Genomic DNA, 24,501 nt, shown 5'->3' on the forward strand with positions numbered 1-24,501 from the left:
GTCTGGTCCCTGTCAAGCGCTTTTGTTAGATTTCTTTCTTATTTCTCGAACTCCATTTCGGCCATCCGCTTGTACAGATCGTAGCGGCGTGCAGTGAGTTCCGCCGAGCGCGCCATGAGTGCAGCGGCGGCCTCCGGGTTGTTCTTCTTCAGTACGCGGTAGCGGTTCTCGCCGTAGGCGTATTCCTCGAGAGAGATGCTCGGGTCCTTGCTGTCGAGGACGAGCGGGTTCTTGCCCTGCTCGGCGAGCTCCGGGTTGTAGCGGACGAGCGGCCAGTGGCCGGAGGCGACCGCGCGCTTCTGGGTCTCTACCGCGGTGGCCATGTCGATGCCGTGCGCGATGCAGTGGCTGTACGCGAGGATGAGGGACGGGCCGTCGTAGGCCTCCGCCTCGATGAACGCCTTGACGCACTGTGCCGGGTTGGAGAGGGCGACCTTGGCGACGTACACGTTGCCGTAGGCCATGGCGATCATGCCGAGGTCCTTCTTGGCCTGCGGCTTGCCGCCGGCGGCGAACTGCGCCACCGCGCCCATCGGCGTCGACTTGGAGGCCTGACCGCCGGTGTTGGAGTAGACCTCGGTGTCGAGCACGAGGAGGTTCACGTTCTTGCCGGAAGCGATGACGTGGTCGAGGCCGCCGTAGCCGATGTCATAGGCCCAGCCGTCGCCGCCCACGATCCAGACCGACTTCTTGACGAGGTAGTCGGCGAGGGAGAGGAGCTGCTGCGCCGCCGGCTCCTTGCTTGCTGCGAGCGCCTGCTTCAGCTCTGCGACGCGTGCACGCTGCGCCTCGACGCCGGCCTGGTTCTGCTGGTCGGCACCCTTGATCTGCGCAACGAGCTCCGCCGGGAGGGAGACCTGGTCCAGGAGCTCCTGAGCGGCCTGGTTGAACTTATCGACGGCGAGCCTCATGCCGAAGCCGAACTCGGCGTTGTCCTCGAAGAGCGAGTTGGACCAGGCCGGGCCGCGCCCGTCCGCGTTCTTCGCCCACGGGGTGGTCGGCAGGTTGCCGCCGTAGATCGAGGAGCAGCCGGTGGCGTTGGCGATGAGCGCGCGGTCGCCGAAGAGCTGGGAGAGGAGCTTCAGGTACGGGGTCTCGCCGCAGCCGGCGCAGGCGCCGGAGTACTCGAAGAGCGGACGTGCCAGCTGGCTACCCTTCAGGGTGTCGACCTTGATGAGGCTCGGGTCGGTCTCGGGGATGTTGAGGAAGAAGTCGTAGTTGGCCGCCTCGGAAGCCCTGAGCGGCGCCTGGAACTTCATGTTGATCGCCTTGTGCTTGGGATCATCCTTGGACTTGGCCGGGCAGTTTGCCACGCAGGCGCCGCAGCCGGTGCAGTCTTCGGGGGCTACCTGGACGGAGGCCTTCTTTCCCTTGAATTCGTTGCCGCGGGCATCGGCGGACTTGAAGGTGGCCGGTGCGCCGGCGAGCTTGTCGGCGTCGTACACCTTCATCCTGATGGAGGCATGCGGGCAGATGAAGGAACAAATGCCGCACTGGATGCACAGTGCCTCGTCCCACACCGGGATGTCGACGGCGATGTTGCGCTTCTCGTACTGCGAGGTCGCGGTCGGGAAGGTGCCGTCGGCCGGGATCTTGGAGACCGGGAGCTGGTCGCCGAGGCCTGCGATCATGGTGGCGGTCACGTTCTGGACGAAGTCGGGGGCGTGAGCGCCGACGACCGGGGGCTTTCTGAGCGCGCTCGTGGCCGCGGCCGGCACCTGCACCTCGAAGATGTTCTCGAGCGCTGCGTCCACCGCCTTGTTGTTCATCTCGACGACCTTCTCGCCGGACTTGCCGTAAGACTTCTTGATGGCGTCCTTGATCGCAGCGATGGCGGTGTCGAGCGGGATGATGTTGGAGATCTTGAAGAACGCGGTCTGCATGATCACGTTGATCCTGGCGCCAAGGCCCAGCTTCTCGGCGAGCTCGATGGCGTTGATCACGTAGAACTTGAGCTTCTTGGCGATCACCTGTTGCTGCACCTCGACCGGCATGGAGTCCCACACCTTGTCGTGCTCGAAGGTGGAGCAGAGGAGGAAGGTGGCTCCTTCCTTCGCGTTCGCCAGCATGTCGTACTTCTCGAGGAAGGAGAAGTTGTGGCAGGCGACGAAGTCGGCCTGGTCGATCAGGTACGGCGCGTGGATCGGATTCTTGCCGAAACGCAGATGCGAGGTGGTCACCGAGCCCGCCTTCTTGGAGTCGTACACGAAGTAGGCCTGGACGTTGTTGTCGGTGGTCTCGCCGATGATCTTGATGGAGTTCTTGTTTGCGCCCACGGTACCATCGGAGCCCAGGCCATAGAACATGGCGGCGTAGGTGCCGGCGGAGGGGTTCACGAACTTCGGATCGTACTCGAGGGAGGAGTTGGTCACGTCCTCGATGATACCGACCACGAAGTGGTTCTTCGGCTTGTCGAGCTTCAGGTTGTCGAAGACCCCCTTGGCCATGCCCGGGGTGAACTCCTTGGAGCCCAAGCCGAAGCGGCCGCCGACGATGATCGGGTACTGCTTGAAGTTGGTGAGCCCGTCGCCCATCGCCTCGCCGATCGCGGTCCTGACGTCGAGGTAGAGCGGCTCGCCCAGGGAGCCCGGCTCCTTGGTGCGGTCGAGTACGGCGATCTTCTTCACCGACGCGGGGAGCGCCGCGGCGATGGCGGCGACCGGGAACGGCCTGAAGAGGCGGATTTTCAAGAGGCCGACCTTCTCGCCGGAGGCGTTCAGGGTGTTCATCGTCTCCTGGACGGTGTCGGCGGCGGAGCCCATCACGATGATGACGCGCTCGGCGTCAGGGGCGCCCACGTACTCGACCAGCTTGTACTGGCGGCCGGCCACCTTGGCGAACTTGTCCATCTCCTCCTGCACGATGGTGAGGCAGGCGGGGTAGTAGGGGTTGACCGTCTCGCGACCCTGGAAGTAGACGTCCGGGTTCTGGGCGGTGCCACGCATCACCGGGCGGTCCGGGGTCATGCAACGGTCACGGTGCGCCTGGACCAGCTCCGGGGTGATCATGGCCCTCATGTCGTCAAAGGTGAGTTCCTCGACCTTCTGCACCTCGTGGGAGGTCCTGAAGCCGTCGAAGTAGTGCATGAAGGGGACGCGGGCCCTGAGGGTCGCGGCCTGGGAGATCAGGGCGAAGTCCATGACCTCCTGCACGTTGTTGGAACAGAGCATGGCCCAGCCGGTGGAGCGGGCCGACATGACGTCGGAGTGGTCACCGAAGATGTTGAGCGCGGCCGCGGAGATGGCGCGGGCGGAGATGTGGAATACGGTCGAGGTGAGCTCACCGGCGATCTTGAACATGTTCGGGATCATCAGCAGGAGCCCCTGGCTCGCGGTGAAGGTGGTGGTCAGTGCGCCCGCCTGCAGGGAGCCGTGCACGGCACCGGCGGCGCCACCTTCCGACTGCATCTCGGCGACCGAAGGGACGGTCCCCCAGATGTTTTTCTCGCCCCGGGCGCTCTTCTCGTCCGAGATCTCCCCCATGACGGAAGAAGGGGTGATCGGGTAGATGGCGATCACCTCGTTGGTGGCGTGGGCCACGTGGGCTGCCGCGGTGTTACCGTCGATTGTTACCATTCTGCGGGACATTGATTTCCTCCTGTAGTTTGAAAATCTTGCATTGGCTTTACGGTAAAAGATCGTTCTACATTTCCATCGGACGTCGGCTCACAGCTCCGACCGTCCCTCCACCGCCCGCTGCACCGTCGCCGCATCCACGTATTCCAGATCGCTTCCGATGGGGATGCCGTGCGCCAGACGCGTCACCTTGATCCCCAGAGGCTTGATCATCCTGGTGAGGTAGAGAGCGGTCGCCTCCCCTTCAACACTGAAGTTGGTGGCGATCAGCACCTCCCTTACCTCGCCCCCCTCAAGCCGCTGCATAAGCTCTGCGATCCTGAGGTCACGCGGTGTAACGCCGTTTAACGGTGAAAGAGCACCCTGCAGCACGTGGTATCGGCCGCGAAAAGCACGGCTTCTCTCCAGTGCGAGCAGGTCCTGCGGCTCCTCGACCACGCAGAGCGTGGCGGCGTCCCGCTCACCGGAGCAGATCCAGCAGGGATCGTCCTCGGTGATGGCAAAACAGACGGAACAAAAACGGACCCTTTCCTTCACCTGCACGAGGCTCTCGGCTAACGCCTCGATATTGCCGGGATATTTAAGCAGATGAAACGCGAGCCGCAAGGCACTTTTTTCACCGACGCCAGGCAGTTTCTTCAATTCCCCCACCAGCCTGGTCAGCGAGCCCGAAAAATGTAGCATATTCCCACCACGGATAAAACAAGTTTTTACTGGTTATTTTTACCAAAAAAATTTTGATCGAAGATTTCTATAATTAGAGGGTGCACACCAATCGGCATGCACCCTCTCCCTTGCGTCAGGCGCCGCGCGGGCGCCAAGTACCTAGAACAGTCCCGGAATGCTCAGGCCGCCGGTGATCTTGCTCATCTCTTCCGACATCGCCTGGTGCACCTTCTTGAGCGCCTCGTTCACGGCGGTCATCACCAGGTCCTGCAGCATCTCGACGTCTTCCGGATCAACCGCTTCTTTCTTGATGACCAGGGAAAGCACCTGATTCTTGCCGTTAACAACCACCGTTACGGCACCACCGCCGGTGGTCACTTCGGCGGTGCGCTCCGCCGCCTCTTCCTGCAGCTTTCCCATCTTCTGCTGCATCATCTGCGCTTGTTTCATGATCTGCGCCAAACCTTTAGACATCTTATCCTCCAATTTATCTTTTATTGTCGCAGCGTACCGCGGAACATCGTTATGATTTTGCCACTTCTTTTCGCGGTAATTCCTGCACCTCGGCGATTTCGCCGTCGAACATCTCCACCGCGGCGGCCACCAGCGGGTGCGCCTCGGCCTCGCGCCTCAGGGTTGCCTTTCGCTCGGCATCTTCAAGGCTTTTTTTTTCCGAAAGGGTCGGGGCGGCATCGGAGGGAGGAGCACTGAGCGCGACCACCTTGATCTGGGTCGGCACCCCGAAGTGTGCCTGGGCAAGCCCCTTCAGCTCGTTGACCTGGTCGGGGTCCTGCAGGCGGGTCAACTGGAAGCTCCCCTGCAGGCAGCCGATCTCCAGGTGCCCCTCGGATACCCGCACCGGGTAGACCTCCTCCAGCGCGCCGCCAAGCATAGGTTTCTTAGCCTTCACGGCGCGGACGAAACCGCTCCAGAGGTCGGCGGTGGCGGCACCGGCGAAACTGGCGGCTGCAGCTGCCGGGGGTACCGGGGCTGGCGAGGCCGAATGCGAAGCATGGGAGTTATGGGAAGCATGGGACGGCGGCGCAGACGCCGCTGCAACGGGGGCGGCTGCGGGCCGCGCCGGGGCGGCGTGCTGCGACGCCGGACGTGCCGCCGGGGCGGACGGGCGCGCCGCTTCGACACGCTGCGGCACCGGGCCTCCCTGCTCCAGGGTGTCCAACCGGCGCAGAAGCTCCTGCACGGGAATCGCCGGCGCGAGGGCCGCCATTTTCATCAGCGCCATCTCCAGGATCAGGCGCGGGAAACCGGCGTGGGCCATCTCGGCCTCGCTCTTCAGCAGGATGCTCAGATGACGCTGCAAGTCCTGCTGCGCGCTCTTCTCTCCGAAACCGCGCAGCTCGGCGAGCTCGGCATCGGAGAGCTCCAAAAGCTCACCCGGCTCGCCCACCGCCTTCAAGATGGCGATGTTCCTGAACTGGTTGATGAGCTCATGGCAGAACTGGCGCATGCTGTAGCCGAAAGAATCCACCTGGGCCACGATCTCGAGCGCCCCCTTCACGTCGGAGTCGAGCACCGCGCGGCAACCATCCATTATGAGACGCCGGTCCACGACGCCCAGCAGCGCGGCCACATCGGCATCGGTGACGGAATCGCCGCAGAAGGCGAGCACCTGGTCGAGCGTGGAGAGCGAGTCGCGCATGCTCCCGTCGCCCTTTCTCGCCACCACGGCGAGCGCCTCGTCCGAGATCTGCACCCCCTCCTGGTCGACTATGTAGCGCAGCCTCGAGACGATGCGCGGCAGCGCGATCCTCTTGAAGTCGAAACGCTGGCAGCGCGAGAGAATGGTAATCGGGACCTTGTGCGGTTCGGTGGTGGCGAAGATGAACTTGACGTGCGGCGGGGGCTCCTCCAGCGTCTTCAACAGCGCGTTGAAGGCGTTGGTGGTGAGCATGTGCACTTCGTCGATGATGAAGATCTTGTAGCGCGAGCGGGACGGCAGGTACTTGATGTTGTCCCGCAGTTCGCGGATGTCGTCGACGCCGGTGTTCGAGGCGCCGTCGATTTCGAAGACGTCGACCGAGTTCCCGTCGGTGATCTCGAGGCAGGTAGCACAGCTGTTGCAGGGTTCGACGGTCAGCCCGCTCTCGCAGTTGAGCGCCTTGGCGAGGATACGCGCGGAGCTGGTCTTGCCGACGCCGCGTGCGCCGGTGAAGAGAAAGGCATGCGCCACCCTGCCGCCGTCGATGGCGTTTTTCAGGGTCTGACTGACGTGCTCCTGGCCGACCAGGTCGCTGAAGGTCTGGGGGCGCCATTTTCTAGCGAGAACGAGATAGGACAAGGCGGCGTACCTCTATGGCAACAAGTGGTTCATGGTTTCGCGTGGGGCTTGGGGGGCAGGGGGGTTGCGGAAAGAGCTGATAGCTGGGCTACCCCGCGGCACACGGGGGCGGTTACTGCCGCTGCTTCCTTCCGGACCTGACGGGGTTCATAACCTTCCGTTGCGCGGGACCCAGCTATCAGGTCTATCCACAAAGGGTAAATATAAATATGGCGGAGAGAGAGGGATTCGAACCCTCGGTACGCTATTAACGTACACACGCTTTCCAGGCGTGCTCCTTCAACCACTCGGACATCTCTCCACAGCAAGGAGGAGATATATAATACACGCCGAGTTAATTGTAAAGTGAATTCTTCATGGGGACGAAATACACCGGCAGCCCCGGCAGAAGCTGTGCGCCGGACCCGGCACCAGGACGCTCCGGTCAACCAGCCAGCTCATCCGGGCCGCGCCGCTTCTTGCGCATGAAGATAGCCTGCAGCAGGGACTGCTTCTCCTTTTTCAGGAGCTGCTTCGCGATGATGGAACGCACCGACAGGAGCTCCATCCTGAGCGCCTCGGCGTCCTTCACCAGGTGGCGCGCCCTCGGATCGCTCCTGACGTACGGGGAGAGCAGGTGCACCGCCTCACTGATCTTGCGGCTCACCAGCACGCGCTCCCGGTAGTCGTCCAGCCCCCCCGATTTGAGGCGTTCCTCTAGTGCGGCAAACTCCGTGGTGAAGTAGTTGATCACGTCGGAGTGTAGGACATCTTCTTGTTTCATAGGCTCACCAATCCTTAATGAAGGTTTGTACTTACACCGTTTTCCGACCTTCACAGAGCTATTCGGCGGCTCCATTTTTTTCTTTACCTTTATTTGGGGTCCGCGACAAAAGTTTGCGGCGCAACTGGCTGGATAATCGGCCCCGATTTTGCTATGCTCGACCGGTGCTGTCCGCTCCACCCACCAAAGAGAAAGGCCCCCCCGCGACGATGACCATGCCCGTACCGCAGTATCTTAAACAGCTTAGCGAGAAGCTCTCGGCTTCCTCCTGCCAGGTGAGCGTGGCGGGGCTCGAGGGTTCGGCCCCGGCCTACCTCCTCTCCCGGCTCGCCGCGAGCGACGCTTCGCCGCTCATCGTCCTCACCGCCGACCAGGAAAGCGCCGACGAGATCACCCGCGAGCTCCGCTTCTTCTCCACGCACCCCGAGACCGTGCTCCCCCTCCCCGCCTGGGACGTCACCCCCTTCGAGGCGGCCTCGCCGCACCCCGACATCGTGGGGGAACGCCTGAACGCCCTGGTGCGCCTCATGGACGGCGCGGTCCGCGCCCTCGTCCTCCCGGTGGCAAGCGCCATGCAGCGCGTAATCCCGCGCGACACGCTGGGCGGGGTGTGCCAGTACCTCGTGGCGGGCGAAGAACTCGAGCGAGAAAGCCTGGTCGAGAAGCTGGTGAAGCTCGGCTATTCACACGTTCCCCTGGTCGAGGACCGGGGCACCTTCTCGGTACGCGGCGGCATCCTCGACATCTTCCCTCCCGACCGGGACATGCCGGTCAGGATCGAGTTCTTCGGCGACCTGGTCGAGACCATGCGGCTTTTCGACCCGGTGACCCAGCGCTCGCTCGAAGCGCTCCCGGAACTGGTGCTGCTCCCCTCCCGCGAGGTGATCCTCTCGGCGGAGGTGGTGAAGGAGCTGGCCCCCAGACTGAAGCGGCGCTGCGACCACCTGGGGATCGGCGCGGACCGGCGCCGTGAGCTCCTCGACCAGCTGCAGCATGCCATCTACCCGCCGGGGGTCGACTTCCTGCAGCCCCTTTTCCACCCGGGACTGCAGACCGTCTTCGACTATGCCGGCGAAGGGGCGGTGCGCGTCCTCGTCGATCCCGAGGCGATCCGCGAGGCGGCCCAGCGTTTCCGCGAGGAGCTCGACAGCGCGGTCCGGCGCGCCGAACTGCGTGACGCCATCACGGGCGACCCCGCCGAACTCTACCTGGCCGACGACGACTTCGAACGCCTCCTTCTTGCCGGGCGCCGCCTCGAGTTCCCGCGCCTTGAGATCGAGGGGGAAGGGGGCGAGAAGCTCCGCCTTAAATGCACGGGGAACCAGGACCTGAAACTTGACGCCACGCCGGAAGGGGAGCGGGTGCTGGCGCCTCTCACCGAGAAGATGGTCGGATGGATCGCGGCCGGGCACCGCGTGCTCGTCCCCTGCCACCAGGCGGGACAGGCGCGCAGGCTCTACGAGCTTCTCTCCCACTACCGGATGCCGCTTGAGCACTCCTCCGACCGCTTCGAGGTCGCGGCGGGACGCCCGCCGGGGCGTGTCGAGATCGTCATCGGCGAGATCTCGCGCGGCTTCCGCCTCGAGGAGGAGCGCCTGGTGGTGGTCGCCGAGGAGGAGATCTTCGGCAAGAGGGTGAAGCGGCGCGGCCTATCCGAGGCGAAGAAGAAGCAGCTCCTCACCTCTCTCGCCGAGCTTAAGCCCGGCGACCACATGGTGCACGTCGACTTCGGCGTCGCCCTTTACCGGGGGCTCGAGCACTTAAGCCTCACCGGTCTCGAGGGGGACTTCCTGCTCCTCGAGTACGCAGGAGGGGACAAGCTCTACCTCCCGGTGGACCGCATAAACCTGGTGCAGCGCTACGTGGGCGCCGAGGGGATCGAGCCGAGGCTCGACAAGCTGGGCGGGGCCGGCTGGGAGAAGGCGAAGGCGAAGGCCCGCGCCGAGATCGAGGAGATGGCCGCCGAGCTTTTGAAGATCCATGCCGCGCGCGAAGTGCAGCAGGGGTACCGCTACTCCCCGGCCGACGACATGTACCGCGCCTTCGAGGCGTCCTTCGCCTTCGAGGAGACCCCGGACCAGGCGGCCGCCATCGACCAGGTCATCGCCGACATGGAGAGCACCCGCCCAATGGACCGCCTGGTCTGCGGCGACGTAGGCTACGGCAAGACCGAGGTGGCCATGCGCGCCGCCTTCAAGGCGACCCTGGACGGCAAGCAGGTGGCTATCCTGGTGCCGACCACGGTTCTCGCCCAGCAGCACGCCGAGAGTTTCGCGGCGCGTTTCAAGGAGTACCCGGTCCGCGTGGAGATGCTGTCGCGTTTTCGCACCGCGCAGCAGCAAAGGGAGATCCTCGAGGGTGTGAAAAAGGGGGACGTGGACGTCGTCATCGGCACGCACCGCCTCCTGCAGAAGGACGTCGTCTTCAAGGACCTGGGCCTTCTCATCGTCGACGAGGAGCAGCGCTTCGGTGTAGCGCACAAGGAGAGGCTCAAGCAGTTCAGGGCTGTGGTGGACATCCTCACCCTCACCGCGACACCGATCCCGCGCACCCTTTACATGTCGCTCATGGGGATACGCGACCTCTCCATCATCGACACCCCGCCGGTGGACCGGCTCGCCATCAAGACCTTCGTCTCCCGCTCCTCGGATGAGCTGATCCGCGAGGCGGTGCTGAGGGAGCTTAGGCGCGGCGGCCAGGTCTTCTTCGTGCACAACCGGGTGCAGACCATAGGCGCCATGGCCGAGGAGCTGAAACGCATCGTGCCGGAAGCGAAGATCGCGGTCGGGCACGGGCAGATGGCCGAGAAGGAGCTGGAGCAGGTGATGCTCTCCTTCATGCACGGCGAGACCAACCTCCTTTTGTGCACCACCATCATCGAGAGCGGCCTCGACATCCCGACCGCCAACACCCTCATCGTGAACCGCGCCGACACCTTCGGCCTCGCGCAGCTCTACCAGTTGCGCGGCAGGGTCGGCCGGTCCAAGACCCGCGCCTACGCCTACCTACTCATCCCGGGAGAAGGGTCGATCTCCACGGACGCGCGCGAGCGGCTGAAGATCATCCAGGAGCTCACCGAGCTTGGGGCCGGCTTCCGCATCGCCACCCACGACCTCGAGATCCGCGGCGCCGGCGACCTTTTGGGTGCGCGGCAAAGCGGGGACATCGCCGCCGTCGGCTTCGAGCTTTATACCGAGCTCCTGGACGAGGCGGTGCGCACCTTGAAGGGGGAGGAACTCCCGGAGCGGGTCGAGCCGGAGATCAAGCTCAAGGTCCCCGCCTTCATCCCGGAGGAGTACGTCAGGGACCCGAACCAGCGCCTCATGATCTACAAGAAACTCACGCAGCCCGCCGACGAGGCCGAGATCGACGACATCAAGGAGGAGCTCGCCGACCGCTTCGGACCGCTCCCTCCGGCGGCGCTCTACCTCATCGAGGTCATGCGCCTGCGCGTCGGGCTGAAGCGGCTCCTCGTCAAGGAGATCGAGCTCGCCGGCAACGAGATCGCCCTCGCCTTCCACGAGAGGACACCGGTCTCCCCCGACGCCATCACCGGCATCTTACGCAAAGAGAAGGGAAAATACCGGTTTACGCCGGACTTCCGGCTCTACGTCCGGGTCACCGACAGCTCCTTCGACGGGGTGCTGGCGGAGGCCAGAAATGTCTTGAAATGCTTAGTCTGATATGCTAGCGTTCACCGGATTGGAAATCATTTACGCAACTTATAAAAGGAGCTAACCGTGCAATTCAGCAAATCTGCCACCATACTTTTACTCGCTCTCTGCGTTGCCGTGACCGGCTGCAAGAAAGAGGCGGCCACCGGGGCGAAACAGGAAGGCCCGGGTAAAGGGGTCGTCCTCGCCGAGGTGAATGGCGCCACCATCACGGACAACGATTTCTACAAAGAGCAGGCCGCTCTTCCCCCGTACCTGAAGCCGATGACCGAGACCCCGGAAGGGAAGAAGGAAATGGTCGACACCATGGTGGTGCGCGAGTTGATCATGCAGCAGGCACAGAAGGAAGGGATCGACAAGAGCCCGGACGTCGCCGCACGCCTGGAAGACCTGAAAAAGCGCGTCATCGTCGAGGCATTCCTGAAGAAGAAGGTTGAAGAGATCGGCAAGGTCACCGACGCCGAGCTGCAGGACTACTACAACAAGAACAAGGACAAGTTCCAGACCGGCGCACAGATCAGGGCAAGCCACATCCTGGTCAAGTCCGAGGATCAGGCGAAGGACGTCGAGAAGCAGCTTAAGGCCGGCGCTAATTTCGAGGACCTGGCCAAGAAATTCTCCATCGACGGCGCAGCCCAGAAAGGCGGCGATCTCGGCTGGTTCGGCAAAGGCTCCATGATCCCCGACTTCGAAAAGGTCGCTTTCGGCCTGAAAGAAGGGCAGACCTCCGGCATCGTGAAGACCCAGTTTGGCTACCACATCATCAAGGTGACCGGCCAGCGCCCCGCGGGCCCGCGCTCCCTCGAAGAGGTGAAGGACCAGATCAAGGCGGCCCTCCTCCCGGAGAAGCAGCAGGAAACCTTCAAGAAACTCAAGGATGACCTGAAGAAGCAGGCGAAGATCAGCGTGAAGGAAGACGCGCTTAAAGGGCTCAAGGGACCTGAGGGCGCCAAAGAGGGCGCACAGCCGGCAGCCGGCCAGCCCGCCCAGGCGAAATAGTCGGAATTACTAGTAATAACCGAAACAGCCAACGGCCGGGCGCAAGTCCGGCCGTTTTTGCACAAACGCCGCATGCGCGGCTATAGAGAGACACCATGGCTAAGATCATCATGGCCTGCACCCTGCTGGCCCTCCTGGCAGTATCCCCCTTCCCGTCCCAGGCAAAACAGATCAGCGGCATTGCTGCCGTCGTCAACGACGAGGTGATCACCACCGTCGACCTCGACAAGGAATACGCCCAGATGCTGAAGGAGAGCGAAAAGCTCCCGCCGGCGGAGAAGATGGGGCTCAGAAGCGCGGCGCTGAACCGGCTCGTGGACAAGAAACTGGTCGAGCAGAAGATCCGCGAACTGGACATCAAGGTAGGCGAGGATGAACTGCGCGCTTCCATCGAGGACGTCAAGAAGCAGAACAACCTCACCCAGGAGGCGCTGGAACAGGCGCTGGCCGCCCAGGGACTCACCTTCCCGCAGTACAAAGCGCAGTTGAAGGAGCAGTTGGAGCGGATGCGGCTCATGAGCCAGGAGGTCCGTTCCAAGATCCAGGTGGGTGAACGCGAGATGCGCGAGTACTACGACGCGCATAGCGACAGCTACGGCGGCGCCGAGACCTTCCACGCCCGGCACATCTTCTTCAAGCTCGACCCCAAGGCTAAGCCGGAAGATGCCGCCGCCACGGAGAAGCTCGCCAACGAGGTGCTCGCGAAGGCGCGGGCGGGCGAGGACTTCGCCGCCCTCGCCAAGAAATACTCCCAGGATCCCGCCGCCGCCAAAGACGGGGGAGACTTAGGCAGCTTCAAGAAGAGCGACATGCTGCCCGAAATCGGCGATACCGTTGCCGCCATGAAGCCGGGCGACGTGAGCTCCATCGTACGGAGCCCGGCCGGTCTCCACATCATTAAGCTGGAGCAGAAGAGCCGCGGGACGGGCCGTCCCTTCGAGGAGGTCAAGGACTCCATCGAGGAGCAGCTCTACAAGAAGAAGTCGGACGAGCGCTTCAACCAGTGGGTGAAGGACCTTCGTAACGCCGCCAGCATCGACATCAAGCAGCCCTAGCCTCTGCTACCCCAGAAACGAAAAATCCCCCTCGCCGGTCCGCGGCGAAGGGGATTTTTTTTGCCGGTGCCGGAGGGGTCAGAGCCCTTCCGCCGCCAAATGCTCCACCAGCTCGCGCTGGCGTGCGGTGGGTTTCTCCGGCACGTGCACCGCGACCCGCACGTACATATCGCCACGTCCAGCGCTGCCCATCAGCGGAAAGCCGAGCCCCTTGAGGCGCACCTTGGTGCCGGACTGGATGCCGGCCGGGATCCTGATCCGCTTGGTCCCCTGCATGGTCGGCACCTCGATCTGTCCCCCGAGGACCGCCTCGGAGAAGCGCACCTCGTGGTTCAGCACGATGTCGTTACCCTCGCGTTGGAACATGGGATCGGCGCTGACCAGGACGGTCAGGTAGAGGTCCCCGGAAGGCCCCCCCATGCGCCCAGGCCCGCCGCGTCCCGCCACCCTCAGCCGCGCGCCGCTTTCTATTCCGGCGGGAACCTTCACCGACAGCTCCTCGCGGGAGCCGTCGCGCATGAAGGCGACCCGTTTCTCCGCGCCGTCGTAGGCGTCCCGGAAGGTGACCTGGAGTTCCATGGAGAAGTCCTCGCCCTTTGCGGCCGCCCTGCCCCGGCCGCCGCGCTGGCGCCGCATGGCGTCCCCGAAGATACGCGAGAAGATGTCGTCGGTGCCGAAACCCTGGTCGCGGAACATGTCGTCCACGTTGAAGCCCCGGAAGATGTCCTCCTGCGAGAAGCGCTGGTGAAAATTGGTGGAGCCGAACTGGTCGAACTGCTCCTTCTTCTGCGGATCGGACAGGACGGCGTACGCCTCGTTGATCTCCTTGAAGCGCTCCTCGGCCTCTTTGTTCCCCGGGTTCTTGTCCGGGTGGTATTTCACCGCGAGCTTGCGGTAGGCCCGCTTGATTTCGTCGGCCGAGGCGCCTTTTTTCAGACCGAGCACCTCGTAGTAATCTCTTTGTGCCATAACGGAAGTCCTTTCAATGTCCCTGGAATTGCTCCACAGAATGTAATTGCTGCCCCCACTAATGTCAACATGTTGTAAACCTTGACAACTCCGCGCGGGCGGGCTTATATAGGCTGCAATTAACGACCCTTAAAAACAGGAGCCGCCAGATGAAGCAATTCGACGCCATCGTGATAGGAGCAGGGATCAGCGGGCTCAGTTTCGCCAGTCATGCAGCCGCCAAGGGGCTCAACACCCTGGTCCTTGAAAAGAGCGATCGTCCCGGCGGATGTTTCCATTCGCACCGCTTTCAGGGAAGTGCCGAAGGCTTCTGGCTCGAACTCGGCGCCCACACCTGCTACAACTCCTACGGCGGGCTGTTAGAGCTCATGGAGCGCCACGGACTGATGCAGAGCATCCTTCCGAGGGAGAAAGTCTCCTTTAAGATGCTTGTCGGCAACGAGGTCAAGAGTATCCCCTCTCAGCTCTCCTTCGTCGAGCTTTTCACCTCGGCCTGGCAGCTCTTCACCCTGAAGAAGGATGGGGAGAGCGTCGCATCGTACTACGGGCGCATCGTTGGGCGGAAGAACTATAAAAACGTATTCGGTCCCGCCTTCAACGCGGTCATCTCGCAGCGCGCCGACGACTTCCCCGCCGACATGCTTTTCAACAAACGTCCGAGGAGAAAGGACGTCATCAAGAGCTTCACCCTGAAGGGGGGGCTTAACAGCGTCATCGACGGGCTCGTCGCGGCCCGTGGCATAACCCTGGAGACCGGTGTGGAGGTCGTCCGCATCTCCAAGGACGCGTCCGGTTATGAGGTGGAACTCTCCGAAGGGACCGTCTATGGTGCACCGAGGCTCACCCTCGCCGCCCCGCCGCCGGCGAGCGCGACGCTTGCCGCCGGCATCGCCCCCGAACTCGCCAAGGTGCTTTCCGCGCTCAAGCTGGAAACCATAGAGACGGTAGGGTTGGCGGTCCAGAAGAGCAAGCTGCAGCTGCCGCTTCTGGCCGGCCTGATCCCGATCGGTGAAGAATTCTACTCCGCCGTTTCCCGGGATACCGTCGCCCACGACAGCTATCGGGGATTCAGCTTCCACTTCAAGTCCGGGAAGCTCCCGCTGGATGCGAAGCTGAATCGGATCGCCCAGGTGCTGAAGGTCAAGCCCGAGGATCTCGAGCAGGTGGTGGAGCGTGAGAGCCAGCTCCCGTCGCCGGTGGTGGGCCATAAGGCGCTCACCGACGAGGTCGACCGCCTGCTGCAGGGAAGCAGCCTATACGTGACAGGGAACTACTTTGCCGGGATGGCGGTGGAAGACTGCATCGTGCGTTCGAAGAAGGAGTTCGAGAGGCTGGCAGAGACGCTCTAAAGATTGGCTGGGATAGATGACAAGGCGAGCCCGCCTCCACGAAAGTGGGGGGCGGGCTTTTTTAACCCCTAAAGTCCCGCCCGCCAGAAATAGAACCCCGCCGCACCGCCGTAGAGCAGCACCCCCGCAGGATTGGAAAGGGCAACCCGCACATCCTGTCCCGACGGAATCGAGCTGTAACTGAAAACGTAAATGGCGACGTACATGAGCAGGGTATGCGGCAGGTCCGCGGGAAACCACGTGTTCCACCCAAGGTACAGATAATAAGCGACCACGTTCAGCAAAAGCGGCGCAAGCGCCGAGGGTAGCGCGGAAATGGCCCCGGCGTTACTGATGGTCACCGAACCCAGCACCCAGCGCCCCTCGCCTTCCCGCCGCGGGATAATGCTGAACCCCACGGGCCTCCCGCCGGTCACCGCGGCCACCACCAGGTGGGAAAGCTCATGCAGCAGCGTCCCCGGAAGTGCCCAGCAGATCTGCCATAGGGCTCCAGCCCTCCCGACCCGCGCCTGCAACACCGCCATCGCTATCACGAGCAGGACCCCGGCAAAGTGATGCCACCGCTCCGGGGCGCCCGCCACCTCCATGATGCCACCCATCTCCCCCCTCCCATAAAACCGGGCACAGCATACCCCAAAAAGGATCTGGCTGACAACCGCAGCCTTATCCCTTGCCATTCATGCCCAGTCTGCTATGTTTAACCAGCTAATGAGAACCACAACCAAGGAGGCAGGCATGTCACTAGAAGGCCAGAAGGCGCCGGATTTCAGGCTCCAGGGGAGCGACGGGAAGGAGCATTCACTTAAGGATTACGCGGGAAAGCTCGTGGTGCTCTTCTTCTACCCTAAAGACAACACCCCCGGCTGAACCGCTGAGGCGGTCGGCTTTGCAAAGCTGCAGCCGCTTTTCCTCCAGTTGGGGGTCGTGTTGGTAGGTATTTCCAAAGATTCGCTGAAGTCGCACGAGAAGTTCATTGCCGACTTCAAGCTCCCGTTCCCCCTCCTCTCCGACCCGGACGCGTCGGTGATGAAGGCATACGGTGCCTTCGGTGAGAAGGTTCAGTACGGCAAGACCACCATGGGGGTGATCCGCTCCACGGTGATTCTCTCGCCTGAGGGAACCGTGATCAGGCAGTGGACGAAGATCGCCAAGGCCTCGGAACACCCGGACAAGGTGCTGGATTTCTTCAAGATGCTGGCCAGAGGCTGAACCTGGACGACAAAAGGGGCGAAGACCGAAGTCTTCGCCCCTCATCGTCAGCAGAAGCGGAGGCGCGCGGACGCGGAGCCTGTCTATCAGTCCACGTAGTTGTAGTTGGTTTCCGAATCCAGAATCTTCACCAGTGACTCTGCCGTGTACGGGAACTCTGTCTGTGCCTCCTCAACCTTTCTGTCAGGCGGAGGCGTCCAGTGCAACACCCACTCTCCGTCACGCTGTTCCCTCGTCACCCGCCCGCGGCATCTCGCTTCAAGAGTGCGCCACATCTCATCCTCGTTGATCAACTCGAATCCGCCGATGTTTTCGCTCTCTTTCAGGTTCTGCAGGAATCGGTCAAGCAGGTCGAAATCGATGAAATCCTCCTCATTGCGCCACCACTTGATGAATACCATGTCGGGGTGAGCGCTCTTCGCATCTCTGATCTCTTTTACCAGCTGGTATCCTTTCATGGGCACCTCCTTCCGGCTGTCATTAACAGCCTCCTCCTGCCTGTTTACCGCCTATTAAATAGTACCTCCAGCAATTTTTTTCCGCAACTAAAGGGCTTTCGGACGACACGCATCCGTGCCCTCGTGAAACCTGCTTGAATTTCTCCAAATTGTGGATACACCTTATGAGGTTAGCATGCCCTAACCGCGTGGGGATACATCATGAAAAGCATACTCCTTCTGCTAATCGCAGCACTCGTTCTGCTCCCCGTAACGGAAAAATCCGCCGCAGCCGGCAACTGGGGCCCGGTGGGGATCAGGGGCGGGGTATCCGCAGACGGCGAGGATAACAGCGCTTATCTCGTCGAAGCATTCGGTACCTACCAACTCCCCTGGGGCCTTTGCAACAAGGCAGGCTGGGGTGTATGGACCGAGGCTGCGATCACGGCAGGTACTTTGAGTACAGACGAAGACAACGGGTTCATCGGCACCCTCGGGCCCGCCTTCAGGTTCGGCAATCCGGACTTCCCCGTCGAGCTCGATCTTGGTGTCAGCATCGCCATCATTTCCCGCGACCGCTTCGGATTGAAAGACTACAACGGCATCCAGCAGTTCGTCTCGCACGCCGAGCTTATCTACCATTTCACCCCCGGCTTCGGTCTATCCTACCGTTTCCAGCACATGTCCAACGCCGGTTTCAACGGCGGCCCGAACCCGGGCATCAACATGCATCTGATCGGGATCAACTGGTACCCCTAGACAGATTCCTCCGCGCGTTATAGTATCGTCGCCGTCACCCGACAGGTGACCTAACACATCCCTCAGGAAGGTTTCCCATCGTAGCGAACAAAAAGAAGCAACTGCACCGTCTCATCATCGACCGTCTCACCCATGACCTGGACACCCTGATGAAGGCCGCGAAAGCGGCCCATGAAGCGGCCATCCACGAAGAAAACATCCCCGACAACAAGTACGACACCCTGAGCCTCGAGGCCTCTTACGTGGCGCAAGGGCAGGCAAACCGAGCCCAGGAGATAAAGCGCGCCCTGCAGGCCTACCGCGGCCTGTCGCTGCAGCCCTTCGACGCCTCGGCCGAAATCCGCCTCACCGCGCTGGTCACCCTGGAAGGGGACGACGGAGCGCTGAAAACGGTCTTCATCGGCCCGCAGGAAGGCGGCCTCAAACTGCTGCTGGACGGCGAGGAAGTCCTGGTCATCACTCCGAGTTCCCCGATGGGGCGAGAGCTGATCGGCAAGTCCCTCGGCGACACGGTGGAAATAGGCAGCGCCTCCTATGAGATAGTCGACCTCTACTGAGCGACAACGCCCCCCTTTGCTATTGACATCTACGTGAAGCGGCTCTAAATTGGCGCCTGACCGGCACGGGGTGCCGCCCCAAAACGGCAGTTCCGCCCCCCTGCACCTGGTGCGGCATGACCGGTCTTGCGATGCGATTTCATGTGATGGCGGAGGACGTTTTGGAGAAGATGAGATTGGGCGAAATGCTGGTCCAGGCGGGAAAGATCACGCCGTTCCAGTTGGAGGAAACCCTCAAGGGGCAGGCCATTTTCGGCGGTCGTTTCGGCACCAACCTCGTAGAGATGGGGTACCTCGACGAGCGCGACCTGGCTGAGTTTCTGAGCCAGAAAACCGGAGTTCCCCACGCCACCCCGGAACAGTTGCTCGACATCCCCGACGACGTCATCAAGCTCATCTCTTACGACTACGTGAAGAAATACCGCGTGGTCCCCATCGAACTGAACAAGCGCAAGCTCACCCTGGCGATGGTCGACCCTACCGACTTCCACGCCATAGACGAGATTTCCTTCGCCACTGGCCTCATCATCATGCCGGTGATCGCCCCGGAACTGCGCATCGTCACCGCGATGGAGAAGTACTACCGTATCAAGCGCGAGGTGCGCTACATAAGCGTGGAAGGGGGGAGCCGAAGCAGGAACCGGCACCATGCCGCGCATCAGTCCGCTCCTCAAGCCGCTCCCCCGGCAAGCCGCGTGGCCGCCGCCACCCCGCCTCCCGCACCCCCGAAGCCGACCCTCGAGTTATGGTCGGCCCACGAAGAGGATGAGATTCTCGACCTCCCGGTGCTCGAGGACCTGAGTTGCCTGGAACTCCTTGAACAAAGCGAAGTGCCGCAGGCCGACCTCGCGCCGCAGCCAGCCACACAGGCTCCGGCGGCAGCGCCCCCGGCCGCAGCGATTCCACCGGCGGCTCCGGAAAGTGCCGCCGCGCCCGAGCCGCCCGCCGTCCCGCCCGCCGCCGAGATCTACGAGGAGGTCGAAGACCCGGAGCAGGATTACTCCCTGGAGAGCGTGCTTGCAGGTCTTGCCGAGCCGGATGACCGGGACTGGATCGCGGAACTGGTCACCGGCCACCTCGGCTCCCAGTTTCGCCGGGTCGCCTTTTTCCTTTTGCGCGGCGGCCGTGCTTCCGGCTGGGTGGCGCGGGTCGACAACAGGCCGGTGCCGGAGTTCGAGGAGCTGGAGCTCTCGCTTGCCGAGCCGTCGGTGCTGAACGTGGTGGACCAGAGCAAGAACTACTTCCTGGGCCCGATGCCCGCGACGGCCGGCAACCAGGCTATCATGGAGGCGCTGGGTGGGGGGACTCCCTTTAACAACCTCCTGGTCCCGCTCGTGATGATGGGACGCGTCGTAGCCGTCCTCTATGTCGGCGGCGGCAGTACCCCTCTCGAGGAAAAACTCCCCGAAATCCAGAAGCTCATCGGCAAGGCCGCCATGGCCTTTGAGATACTCATCCTGAAGAGCAAGATCATGATGACCTAACCCTCTAATGAAAGACTAAATTAACCGCGGGAAAAATTGACTTTCAGCCGCCCTACGCTAGATTATACGGGTACCAAAATCCCCTGATACTCTCATTGAAAGGCCGGTATGCCAGTAACCGCTCAGCAGGTAGAGTTCATCCCTCTCGCCATCTACACCGCAGCCGCGGTGGGGCTCATCGCCCTGCTGCTGGCCGCGGCGTACTTTCTCGGCTCCGGGAAGGACTCCGCTGACAAGCACATCCCGTACGAATCGGGCGTCGTCCCCACCGGGGCCGCCCGCCACGCCTCACGCGTTCCCTTCTACCTCATCGCCATCTTTTTCATCGTCTTTGACGTCGAGGGTGCCTTCATCCTGACCTGGGCCACCGCCTGGGACCTTCTGGGCATCCCCGGCCTCGTCCACATCACCGCCTTCATCGTCATCCTCATGCTGGGGCTTGTCTGGCTCTGGATCAAGGGTGGCCTTGAATGGGGACCTTCAGCCGTCCGCGAGCGAGGTAAGCCTTGAGCGAGAGGGCCGACGAAAAAATACCGGAAAACGTCCTCCTCACCAACCTGGACGACCTGATCAACTGGGGGAGGGCGAACTCGCTGTGGCCCATGTTCTTCGGGCTGTCTTGCTGTTTCGTGGAGATGATGGCCTCCTTCACCTCGCGCTACGACGTCTCGCGCTTCGGCGCCGAGGTCCTGCGCGGCACGCCGCGCGAGGCGGACCTCATGGTTATCGCGGGGACCGTCTTCAAGAAGATGGCACCCAGCATCCTCAGGCTCTACGACCAGATGGCGGAGCCCAAGTGGGTCATCTCCATGGGAAGCTGCGCCAACTCCGGCGGGATGTACGACGTCTACAGCGTCGTGCAGGGGGTGAACCAGATCCTTCCCGTCGACCTCTACATCCCCGGCTGTCCGCCGCGCCCCGAATCCTTCCTCGAAGGGCTCATGCTGCTGCAGCAAAAGATCAGGACCGAGGAGCGCCCGACGCGTCCCGTGCTCCGCATGCAGGGGGGGACCCAGGGGACGGTGGCCCCGATCCTCGTGGACGGCGTCACCAAGTCGCGAGACACCCGCGGCCCCGGCATGGAGGGGACCGCCATCCGCGGCAGCGCCATGCAGCACCCGTACTTCGCGGCGCCCCGCTCCGACGAGCTCTGGCGCCCGAAACAGCCGCGCCTCCCCTACCCCGACTTCGGCCTCGAGGGCGAACTGCACGCCGCTTTCGGCGGCGAAGTGGCCGTCGATCCGGCCGCCTGCGACATGCTCACCCTGCGCGCCCCAGCCCGGCTGGTGCCGGAACTGCTCGCGCACCTGAAGAAGCGCAGTGCCTCCCCCTTCCGCCGCCTGGAGGATATCGCCTGCGTCGACGAATCGTGCCGGCGCGACCGCGACCGCTTCCGCGACTTCACCGTGAACTACCACCTCACCTGCTTCGACACCCCGGGCAGGATTCGGGTCAAGACCGAGCTCGACGGGGCGTACCCCGAGATGCCGAGCGTCACCTCGGTCTTCCCGGCCGCCGACTGGTACGAGCGCGAGGCCTACGACATGTTCGGCATCCGCTTCGCCGGACACAAAAACCTCACCCGCATCCTGATGCCGCCGGACTGGGAGGGGCACCCGCTCAGGAAGGAACACCCCTCCCGGGCAACCGAGATGCCCCCCTACACCGCCGACGAGGCGCGCCGGCGCAAGGCGCTTCCCGCCAGCGACTTCTTCGACCGCGTCGACGATGAGACCCTCATCCTGAACCTCGGCCCCCAGCACCCGGGGACCCACGGCGTGGTCCGTTTCGTGTTGAAGCTCTCCGGCGAGGAGATCGTCGACATGGAGAGCGAGATCGGCTACCACCACCGCGGCGCCGAGAAGATCGGCGAGCGCCAGAACTGGCACCAGTTCATGCCCTACACGGACAGGATCGACTACCTGGCGGGGGTGCAGAACAACCTCGCCTACCTGAACTCGGTCGAGAAACTGTGCGGCATCGAGATCCCCGAGCGCGCGACATACATCCGCGTCATGCTCTGCGAGCTGTTCCGCATCGCGAATCACCTGGTATGGCTCGGGACCTTTGCCGCGGACATCGGCGCCATGACCCCGGTCTTCTACACCTTCACGGACCGCGAGAAGATCTTCGACATCGTCGAGCTGATCACCGGCGGCCGCATGCATCCGGCCTGGTTCAGGATCGGCGGCGTCGCCGACGACCTCCCGCCGGGATGGCTGGAGAAGGTGCGCGCCTTCCTGGAATGGTTCCCCCCCCGCCTTGGCGAGTACGAAAAGCTTTTGACCGGCAACCCTATCTTCACCGCGCGCCTCAAGGAGGTCTCCGCGATCACGGTCGACCAGGCGATGGAATGGGGCCTCAGCGGGCCGATGCTGCGCGCCTGCGGCTTCGACTGGGACCTCAGGAAGAAGATGCCCTACGGCGGTTACGACCGCTTCAAGTTCGACGTCGCCGTCGCGCAAGGCGGGGACTGCTACGCCCGCTACCTCGTGCGCATGGAGGAGATGCGGCAGTCCTTCGCCATCGTGAAGCAGGCCGCCGAGGGGATGCCGGACGGCCGCTGGATCTCCCAGGACTACCGCTACACGCTTCCGCAGAAACGGGACGCGCTGAACGACATCGAGTCGCTGATCCACCACTTCGTGAACGCGACGCGCGGCATGTCGCCCCCCAAGGGGGAGTGCTACGCCCCGATCGAGGCGCCCAAGGGCGAGTGCGGCTACTTCGCGGTCTCGGACGGCCTGCACACCGCCTACCGCATGCGGATCAGGACCCCGACCTTCCCGCACATCCAGTCGCTCCCCGTTTTGAGCCGCGGCTGGCTCGTGTCGGACTTTCTCGCCATCCTCGGTTCCATCGACTTCGTGCTGGCGGACCTGGACCGGTAACAACAAGGAGCAGAACTCGGGATGATACCGGAGAGTTTGAAAAATACGCTGGAGGCGCGCGTCGCCTCCGCCATCACCGCGCGGGAGGCCGCGGTGGACGTGATGAAGGAGCTGCAGGCCCATTACGGCTGGCTGACCGACGAGGCGGTCGGGGAGGCGGCGAGCCTTCTCGGGCTCTCGCCGCTGCAGGTCGAGGAGCTCGCCACCTTCTACGAGATGATCTACCGCCGCCCGGTAGGGAAGAAGGTGATCCACGTCTGCGATTCCATCTCCTGCTGGTGCGTCGACTGCGAAGGCATCATCGAGCACCTGAAGAAGAAACTCGGCGTCGGCCTCGGCGAGACCACCGCGGACGGCATGTTCACCCTCCTCCCATGCTGCTGCATGGGGATGTGCGGCGACGGTCCGGCCATGTCAGTGGGCGACGTCCCGTATGGGAAGCTGACCCCCGAGCTGGTGGACGAAATACTGGAGATGGAGCGGCAAAAAGCATGACACTTCCGCTTTTCCGACATAACCGCGCAAACCGCGTGGTCACCTTCGACGAGTACCGTGAGGAGGGGGGCTTTGAGGGGCTCAAGAAGGCCTTCACCGGGATGAGCCCCGCCGAGGTGCAGCAGACCGTGATCGATTCGGGACTGCGCGGCCGCGGCGGCGCCGGTTTCCCGACCGGCCGCAAGTGGTCCTTCGTGCCGCGCGACCTCCCGGGGCCGCGCTGGCTCATCTGCAACTGCGACGAGATGGAGCCCGGCACCTACAAGGACCGGGTGCTCCTCGAGCACAACCCCTACTCGCTGATCGAAGGGATGACCCTCGCCTGCTACGCGCTCGGCGTGCGCCACGCCTTCATCTTCATCCGCAAAGGTTACGAGAAGGCGGCGGCGAACCTCGCGCGCGGCATCGAGGAGGCGAAACAGGCGGGCCTTTTGGGTGAGAAGATCCTCGGGACGGAGCACTCCATCGACCTGGACCTGCACCTCTCCGCCGGCCGCTACATCTGCGGCGAGGAAACCGCCCTCATCAATGCCCTGGAGGGGAGACGACCGAACCCGCGGCAAAAGCCCCCCTTCCCCGCCGTGAAGGGGCTCTGGCAGGGGCCGACCGTGGTGAACAACGTGGAGACGCTGGCCAACATCCCCGCCATCGTCGCCAACGGGGCGGCCTGGTTCAAGGGGCTCGCGCTGAACCCGGAAGGGGCAGGGAGCAAGCTCTTCTGCGTGAGCGGCTCGGTTAAAAACCGCGCCTGCGTCGAGCTCCCGATCGGGAGCACCCTTGAGGCTGTGCTCGACGCCTGCGGCGGCATGCGCGAAGGGAGGAAGTTCAAGGCCTGCATCCCCGGGGGCGCCTCGACCCAGTTCCTGAAACCTGAGCACATGACGCTCCCGATGGACTACGACACCGTGGCCAAGGCAGGCTCCCGGCTCGGCTCAGGCGGCGTGATCGTCTTCGATGAAAGCCACTGCCTCGTCGAAGCGACCCTGAACCTGATCACCTTCTTCGCCCGGGAATCCTGCGGCTGGTGCACCCCGTGCCGCGAGGGGCTTCCCTTCGTGAAGGAGATCCTCACCAGGATCGAGAACGGCCGCGGCGTGGAGGACGACATCGTCATCCTGCGCGAGCACGTGAAGTACCTGAATTACACCTTCTGCGCCCTCGCCCCAGGCGCCATGGCCCCGCTCGACGGGCTTTTGCGCGACTTCGAGGACGAGGTGCGGGAGCATATCGTGAAGAAGAAGTGCCCGCTGAAGTAGGGCCGGAAGAAGCTAGCACCCCATCCCGCAAACTGCGGCAGGTAGATGGCTGATGCTGAGCGGC

20 protein-coding genes, 1 tRNA gene and 1 other RNA gene are annotated in these 24,501 nt (G+C 63.0%); 12 read left to right on the forward strand and 10 right to left on the reverse strand.

The window, feature by feature from the left end:
• Positions 1 to 38 precede the first annotated feature (38 nt).
• The 7 genes from nifJ to E4633_RS03315 all read right to left on the reverse strand — a co-directional run bounded on the left by nifJ (position 39) and on the right by E4633_RS03315 (position 7,303).
• Positions 39 to 3,587, reverse strand: coding sequence for a pyruvate:ferredoxin (flavodoxin) oxidoreductase (gene nifJ / locus E4633_RS03285; RefSeq protein WP_135868830.1), 3,549 nt, complete (start codon positions 3,585 to 3,587; stop codon positions 39 to 41).
• A 78-nt stretch (positions 3,588 to 3,665) separates the two neighbouring features.
• The gene (gene recR / locus E4633_RS03290) at positions 3,666 to 4,259 is read right to left on the reverse strand and encodes a recombination mediator RecR (RefSeq protein ID WP_135868831.1); all 594 of its coding nucleotides are present in this window, start codon (positions 4,257 to 4,259) and stop codon (positions 3,666 to 3,668) included.
• A 141-nt stretch (positions 4,260 to 4,400) separates the two neighbouring features.
• Positions 4,401 to 4,715, reverse strand: a complete 315-nt coding sequence (locus E4633_RS03295) for a YbaB/EbfC family nucleoid-associated protein (protein ID WP_135868832.1) — start codon at positions 4,713 to 4,715, stop codon at positions 4,401 to 4,403.
• Positions 4,716 to 4,764: 49 nt separating this feature from the next.
• The gene (gene dnaX, locus E4633_RS03300; protein ID WP_135868833.1) at positions 4,765 to 6,540 is read right to left on the reverse strand and encodes a DNA polymerase III subunit gamma/tau; all 1,776 of its coding nucleotides are present in this window, start codon (positions 6,538 to 6,540) and stop codon (positions 4,765 to 4,767) included.
• A gap of 78 nt (positions 6,541 to 6,618) precedes the next feature.
• Positions 6,619 to 6,717: signal recognition particle sRNA small type (gene ffs / locus E4633_RS03305), an RNA gene on the reverse strand.
• 33 nt (positions 6,718 to 6,750) lie between these two features.
• Positions 6,751 to 6,841, reverse strand: a tRNA-Ser gene (locus E4633_RS03310).
• Between the two features lie 123 nt (positions 6,842 to 6,964).
• A complete protein-coding gene (locus E4633_RS03315; protein ID WP_135868834.1) occupies positions 6,965 to 7,303 on the reverse strand; it encodes a hypothetical protein in 339 nt (112 codons plus the stop codon).
• A 209-nt stretch (positions 7,304 to 7,512) separates the two neighbouring features.
• Between E4633_RS03315 and mfd the strand changes: the two genes are divergently transcribed.
• From mfd to E4633_RS03330, 3 genes are all read left to right on the forward strand, one after another.
• The gene (gene mfd / locus E4633_RS03320; RefSeq protein ID WP_135868835.1) at positions 7,513 to 10,986 is read left to right on the forward strand and encodes a transcription-repair coupling factor; all 3,474 of its coding nucleotides are present in this window, start codon (positions 7,513 to 7,515) and stop codon (positions 10,984 to 10,986) included.
• A gap of 57 nt (positions 10,987 to 11,043) precedes the next feature.
• Positions 11,044 to 11,976: a peptidylprolyl isomerase gene (locus E4633_RS03325; RefSeq protein ID WP_135868836.1), complete on the forward strand. Its 933-nt coding sequence runs from the start codon at positions 11,044 to 11,046 to the stop codon at positions 11,974 to 11,976.
• A gap of 95 nt (positions 11,977 to 12,071) precedes the next feature.
• Positions 12,072 to 13,031 carry a peptidylprolyl isomerase gene (locus tag E4633_RS03330; protein ID WP_135868837.1) on the forward strand — a complete coding sequence of 320 codons (960 nt, stop codon included), beginning with the start codon at positions 12,072 to 12,074 and terminating at the stop codon, positions 13,029 to 13,031.
• Between the two features lie 78 nt (positions 13,032 to 13,109).
• Here the strand turns inward: E4633_RS03330 and E4633_RS03335 are convergent, their stop codons facing one another.
• Positions 13,110 to 14,000 carry a DnaJ C-terminal domain-containing protein gene (locus tag E4633_RS03335; protein ID WP_135868838.1) on the reverse strand — a complete coding sequence of 297 codons (891 nt, stop codon included), beginning with the start codon at positions 13,998 to 14,000 and terminating at the stop codon, positions 13,110 to 13,112.
• Between the two features lie 149 nt (positions 14,001 to 14,149).
• Here E4633_RS03335 and E4633_RS03340 point away from each other — a divergent pair, with 149 nt between their 5' ends.
• Positions 14,150 to 15,349 (forward strand): protoporphyrinogen/coproporphyrinogen oxidase, encoded by a 1,200-nt coding sequence (locus tag E4633_RS03340; RefSeq protein ID WP_135868839.1) that lies wholly within the window; start codon positions 14,150 to 14,152, stop codon positions 15,347 to 15,349.
• 68 nt (positions 15,350 to 15,417) lie between these two features.
• Here the strand turns inward: E4633_RS03340 and E4633_RS03345 are convergent, their stop codons facing one another.
• Complete coding sequence (locus E4633_RS03345) at positions 15,418 to 15,948, reverse strand: hypothetical protein (RefSeq protein WP_135868840.1); 531 nt, start codon at positions 15,946 to 15,948, stop codon at positions 15,418 to 15,420.
• A gap of 136 nt (positions 15,949 to 16,084) precedes the next feature.
• Here E4633_RS03345 and E4633_RS03350 point away from each other — a divergent pair, with 136 nt between their 5' ends.
• On the forward strand, positions 16,085 to 16,558 hold the full coding sequence (locus E4633_RS03350) for a peroxiredoxin (RefSeq protein ID WP_135868841.1): 474 nt from the start codon (positions 16,085 to 16,087) through the stop codon (positions 16,556 to 16,558).
• A gap of 86 nt (positions 16,559 to 16,644) precedes the next feature.
• On the opposite strand, the gene E4633_RS03355 is transcribed toward E4633_RS03350, so the two are convergent.
• Positions 16,645 to 17,016, reverse strand: coding sequence for a hypothetical protein (locus E4633_RS03355; protein ID WP_135868842.1), 372 nt, complete (start codon positions 17,014 to 17,016; stop codon positions 16,645 to 16,647).
• Between the two features lie 201 nt (positions 17,017 to 17,217).
• Here E4633_RS03355 and E4633_RS03360 point away from each other — a divergent pair, with 201 nt between their 5' ends.
• The 7 genes from E4633_RS03360 to E4633_RS03390 all read left to right on the forward strand — a co-directional run bounded on the left by E4633_RS03360 (position 17,218) and on the right by E4633_RS03390 (position 24,437).
• On the forward strand, positions 17,218 to 17,754 hold the full coding sequence (locus tag E4633_RS03360; RefSeq protein ID WP_135868843.1) for an acyloxyacyl hydrolase: 537 nt from the start codon (positions 17,218 to 17,220) through the stop codon (positions 17,752 to 17,754).
• Between the two features lie 149 nt (positions 17,755 to 17,903).
• Positions 17,904 to 18,311 (forward strand): GreA/GreB family elongation factor, encoded by a 408-nt coding sequence (locus E4633_RS03365; RefSeq protein ID WP_135868844.1) that lies wholly within the window; start codon positions 17,904 to 17,906, stop codon positions 18,309 to 18,311.
• 170 nt (positions 18,312 to 18,481) lie between these two features.
• Entirely contained in the window at positions 18,482 to 19,795 is a 1,314-nt protein-coding gene (locus E4633_RS03370; protein WP_198419400.1) for a GspE/PulE/PilB domain-containing protein, read from the forward strand.
• A gap of 108 nt (positions 19,796 to 19,903) precedes the next feature.
• A complete protein-coding gene (locus E4633_RS03375; protein WP_135868846.1) occupies positions 19,904 to 20,305 on the forward strand; it encodes an NADH-quinone oxidoreductase subunit A in 402 nt (133 codons plus the stop codon).
• Positions 20,302 to 22,686 (forward strand): NADH-quinone oxidoreductase subunit B/C/D, encoded by a 2,385-nt coding sequence (locus E4633_RS03380; RefSeq protein ID WP_135868847.1) that lies wholly within the window; start codon positions 20,302 to 20,304, stop codon positions 22,684 to 22,686. Before E4633_RS03375 ends, E4633_RS03380 begins: the two co-directional genes overlap by 4 nt.
• A 21-nt stretch (positions 22,687 to 22,707) precedes the next feature.
• Complete coding sequence (gene nuoE / locus E4633_RS03385; protein ID WP_135868848.1) at positions 22,708 to 23,181, forward strand: NADH-quinone oxidoreductase subunit NuoE; 474 nt, start codon at positions 22,708 to 22,710, stop codon at positions 23,179 to 23,181.
• On the forward strand, positions 23,178 to 24,437 hold the full coding sequence (locus E4633_RS03390) for a complex I 51 kDa subunit family protein (RefSeq protein WP_135868849.1): 1,260 nt from the start codon (positions 23,178 to 23,180) through the stop codon (positions 24,435 to 24,437). The genes nuoE and E4633_RS03390 overlap by 4 nt, the downstream gene beginning before the upstream one ends.
• Positions 24,438 to 24,501: the final 64 nt, after the last annotated feature.

This window comes from Geomonas terrae, from assembly GCF_004791675.1.
Taxonomy (GTDB): Bacteria; Desulfobacterota; Desulfuromonadia; order Geobacterales; family Geobacteraceae; genus Geomonas; species Geomonas edaphica.

Coding starts and splice junctions, on each gene's coding strand:
- nifJ (WP_135868830.1), bottom strand. CDS start 3,587: ATGTCCCGCAGAATGGTAACAATCGACGGTAACACCGCGGCAGCCCAC.
- recR (WP_135868831.1), bottom strand. CDS start 4,259: ATGCTACATTTTTCGGGCTCGCTGACCAGGCTGGTGGGGGAATTGAAG.
- E4633_RS03295 (WP_135868832.1), bottom strand. CDS start 4,715: ATGTCTAAAGGTTTGGCGCAGATCATGAAACAAGCGCAGATGATGCAG.
- E4633_RS03315 (WP_135868834.1), bottom strand. CDS start 7,303: ATGAAACAAGAAGATGTCCTACACTCCGACGTGATCAACTACTTCACC.
- mfd (WP_135868835.1), top strand. CDS start 7,513: ATGACCATGCCCGTACCGCAGTATCTTAAACAGCTTAGCGAGAAGCTC.
- E4633_RS03330 (WP_135868837.1), top strand. CDS start 12,072: ATGGCTAAGATCATCATGGCCTGCACCCTGCTGGCCCTCCTGGCAGTA.
- E4633_RS03335 (WP_135868838.1), bottom strand. CDS start 14,000: ATGGCACAAAGAGATTACTACGAGGTGCTCGGTCTGAAAAAAGGCGCC.
- E4633_RS03340 (WP_135868839.1), top strand. CDS start 14,150: ATGAAGCAATTCGACGCCATCGTGATAGGAGCAGGGATCAGCGGGCTC.
- E4633_RS03345 (WP_135868840.1), bottom strand. CDS start 15,948: ATGGGTGGCATCATGGAGGTGGCGGGCGCCCCGGAGCGGTGGCATCAC.
- E4633_RS03355 (WP_135868842.1), bottom strand. CDS start 17,016: ATGAAAGGATACCAGCTGGTAAAAGAGATCAGAGATGCGAAGAGCGCT.
- E4633_RS03360 (WP_135868843.1), top strand. CDS start 17,218: ATGAAAAGCATACTCCTTCTGCTAATCGCAGCACTCGTTCTGCTCCCC.
- E4633_RS03365 (WP_135868844.1), top strand. CDS start 17,904: ATGAAGGCCGCGAAAGCGGCCCATGAAGCGGCCATCCACGAAGAAAAC.
- E4633_RS03370 (WP_198419400.1), top strand. CDS start 18,482: ATGAGATTGGGCGAAATGCTGGTCCAGGCGGGAAAGATCACGCCGTTC.
- E4633_RS03375 (WP_135868846.1), top strand. CDS start 19,904: ATGCCAGTAACCGCTCAGCAGGTAGAGTTCATCCCTCTCGCCATCTAC.
- nuoE (WP_135868848.1), top strand. CDS start 22,708: ATGATACCGGAGAGTTTGAAAAATACGCTGGAGGCGCGCGTCGCCTCC.
- E4633_RS03390 (WP_135868849.1), top strand. CDS start 23,178: ATGACACTTCCGCTTTTCCGACATAACCGCGCAAACCGCGTGGTCACC.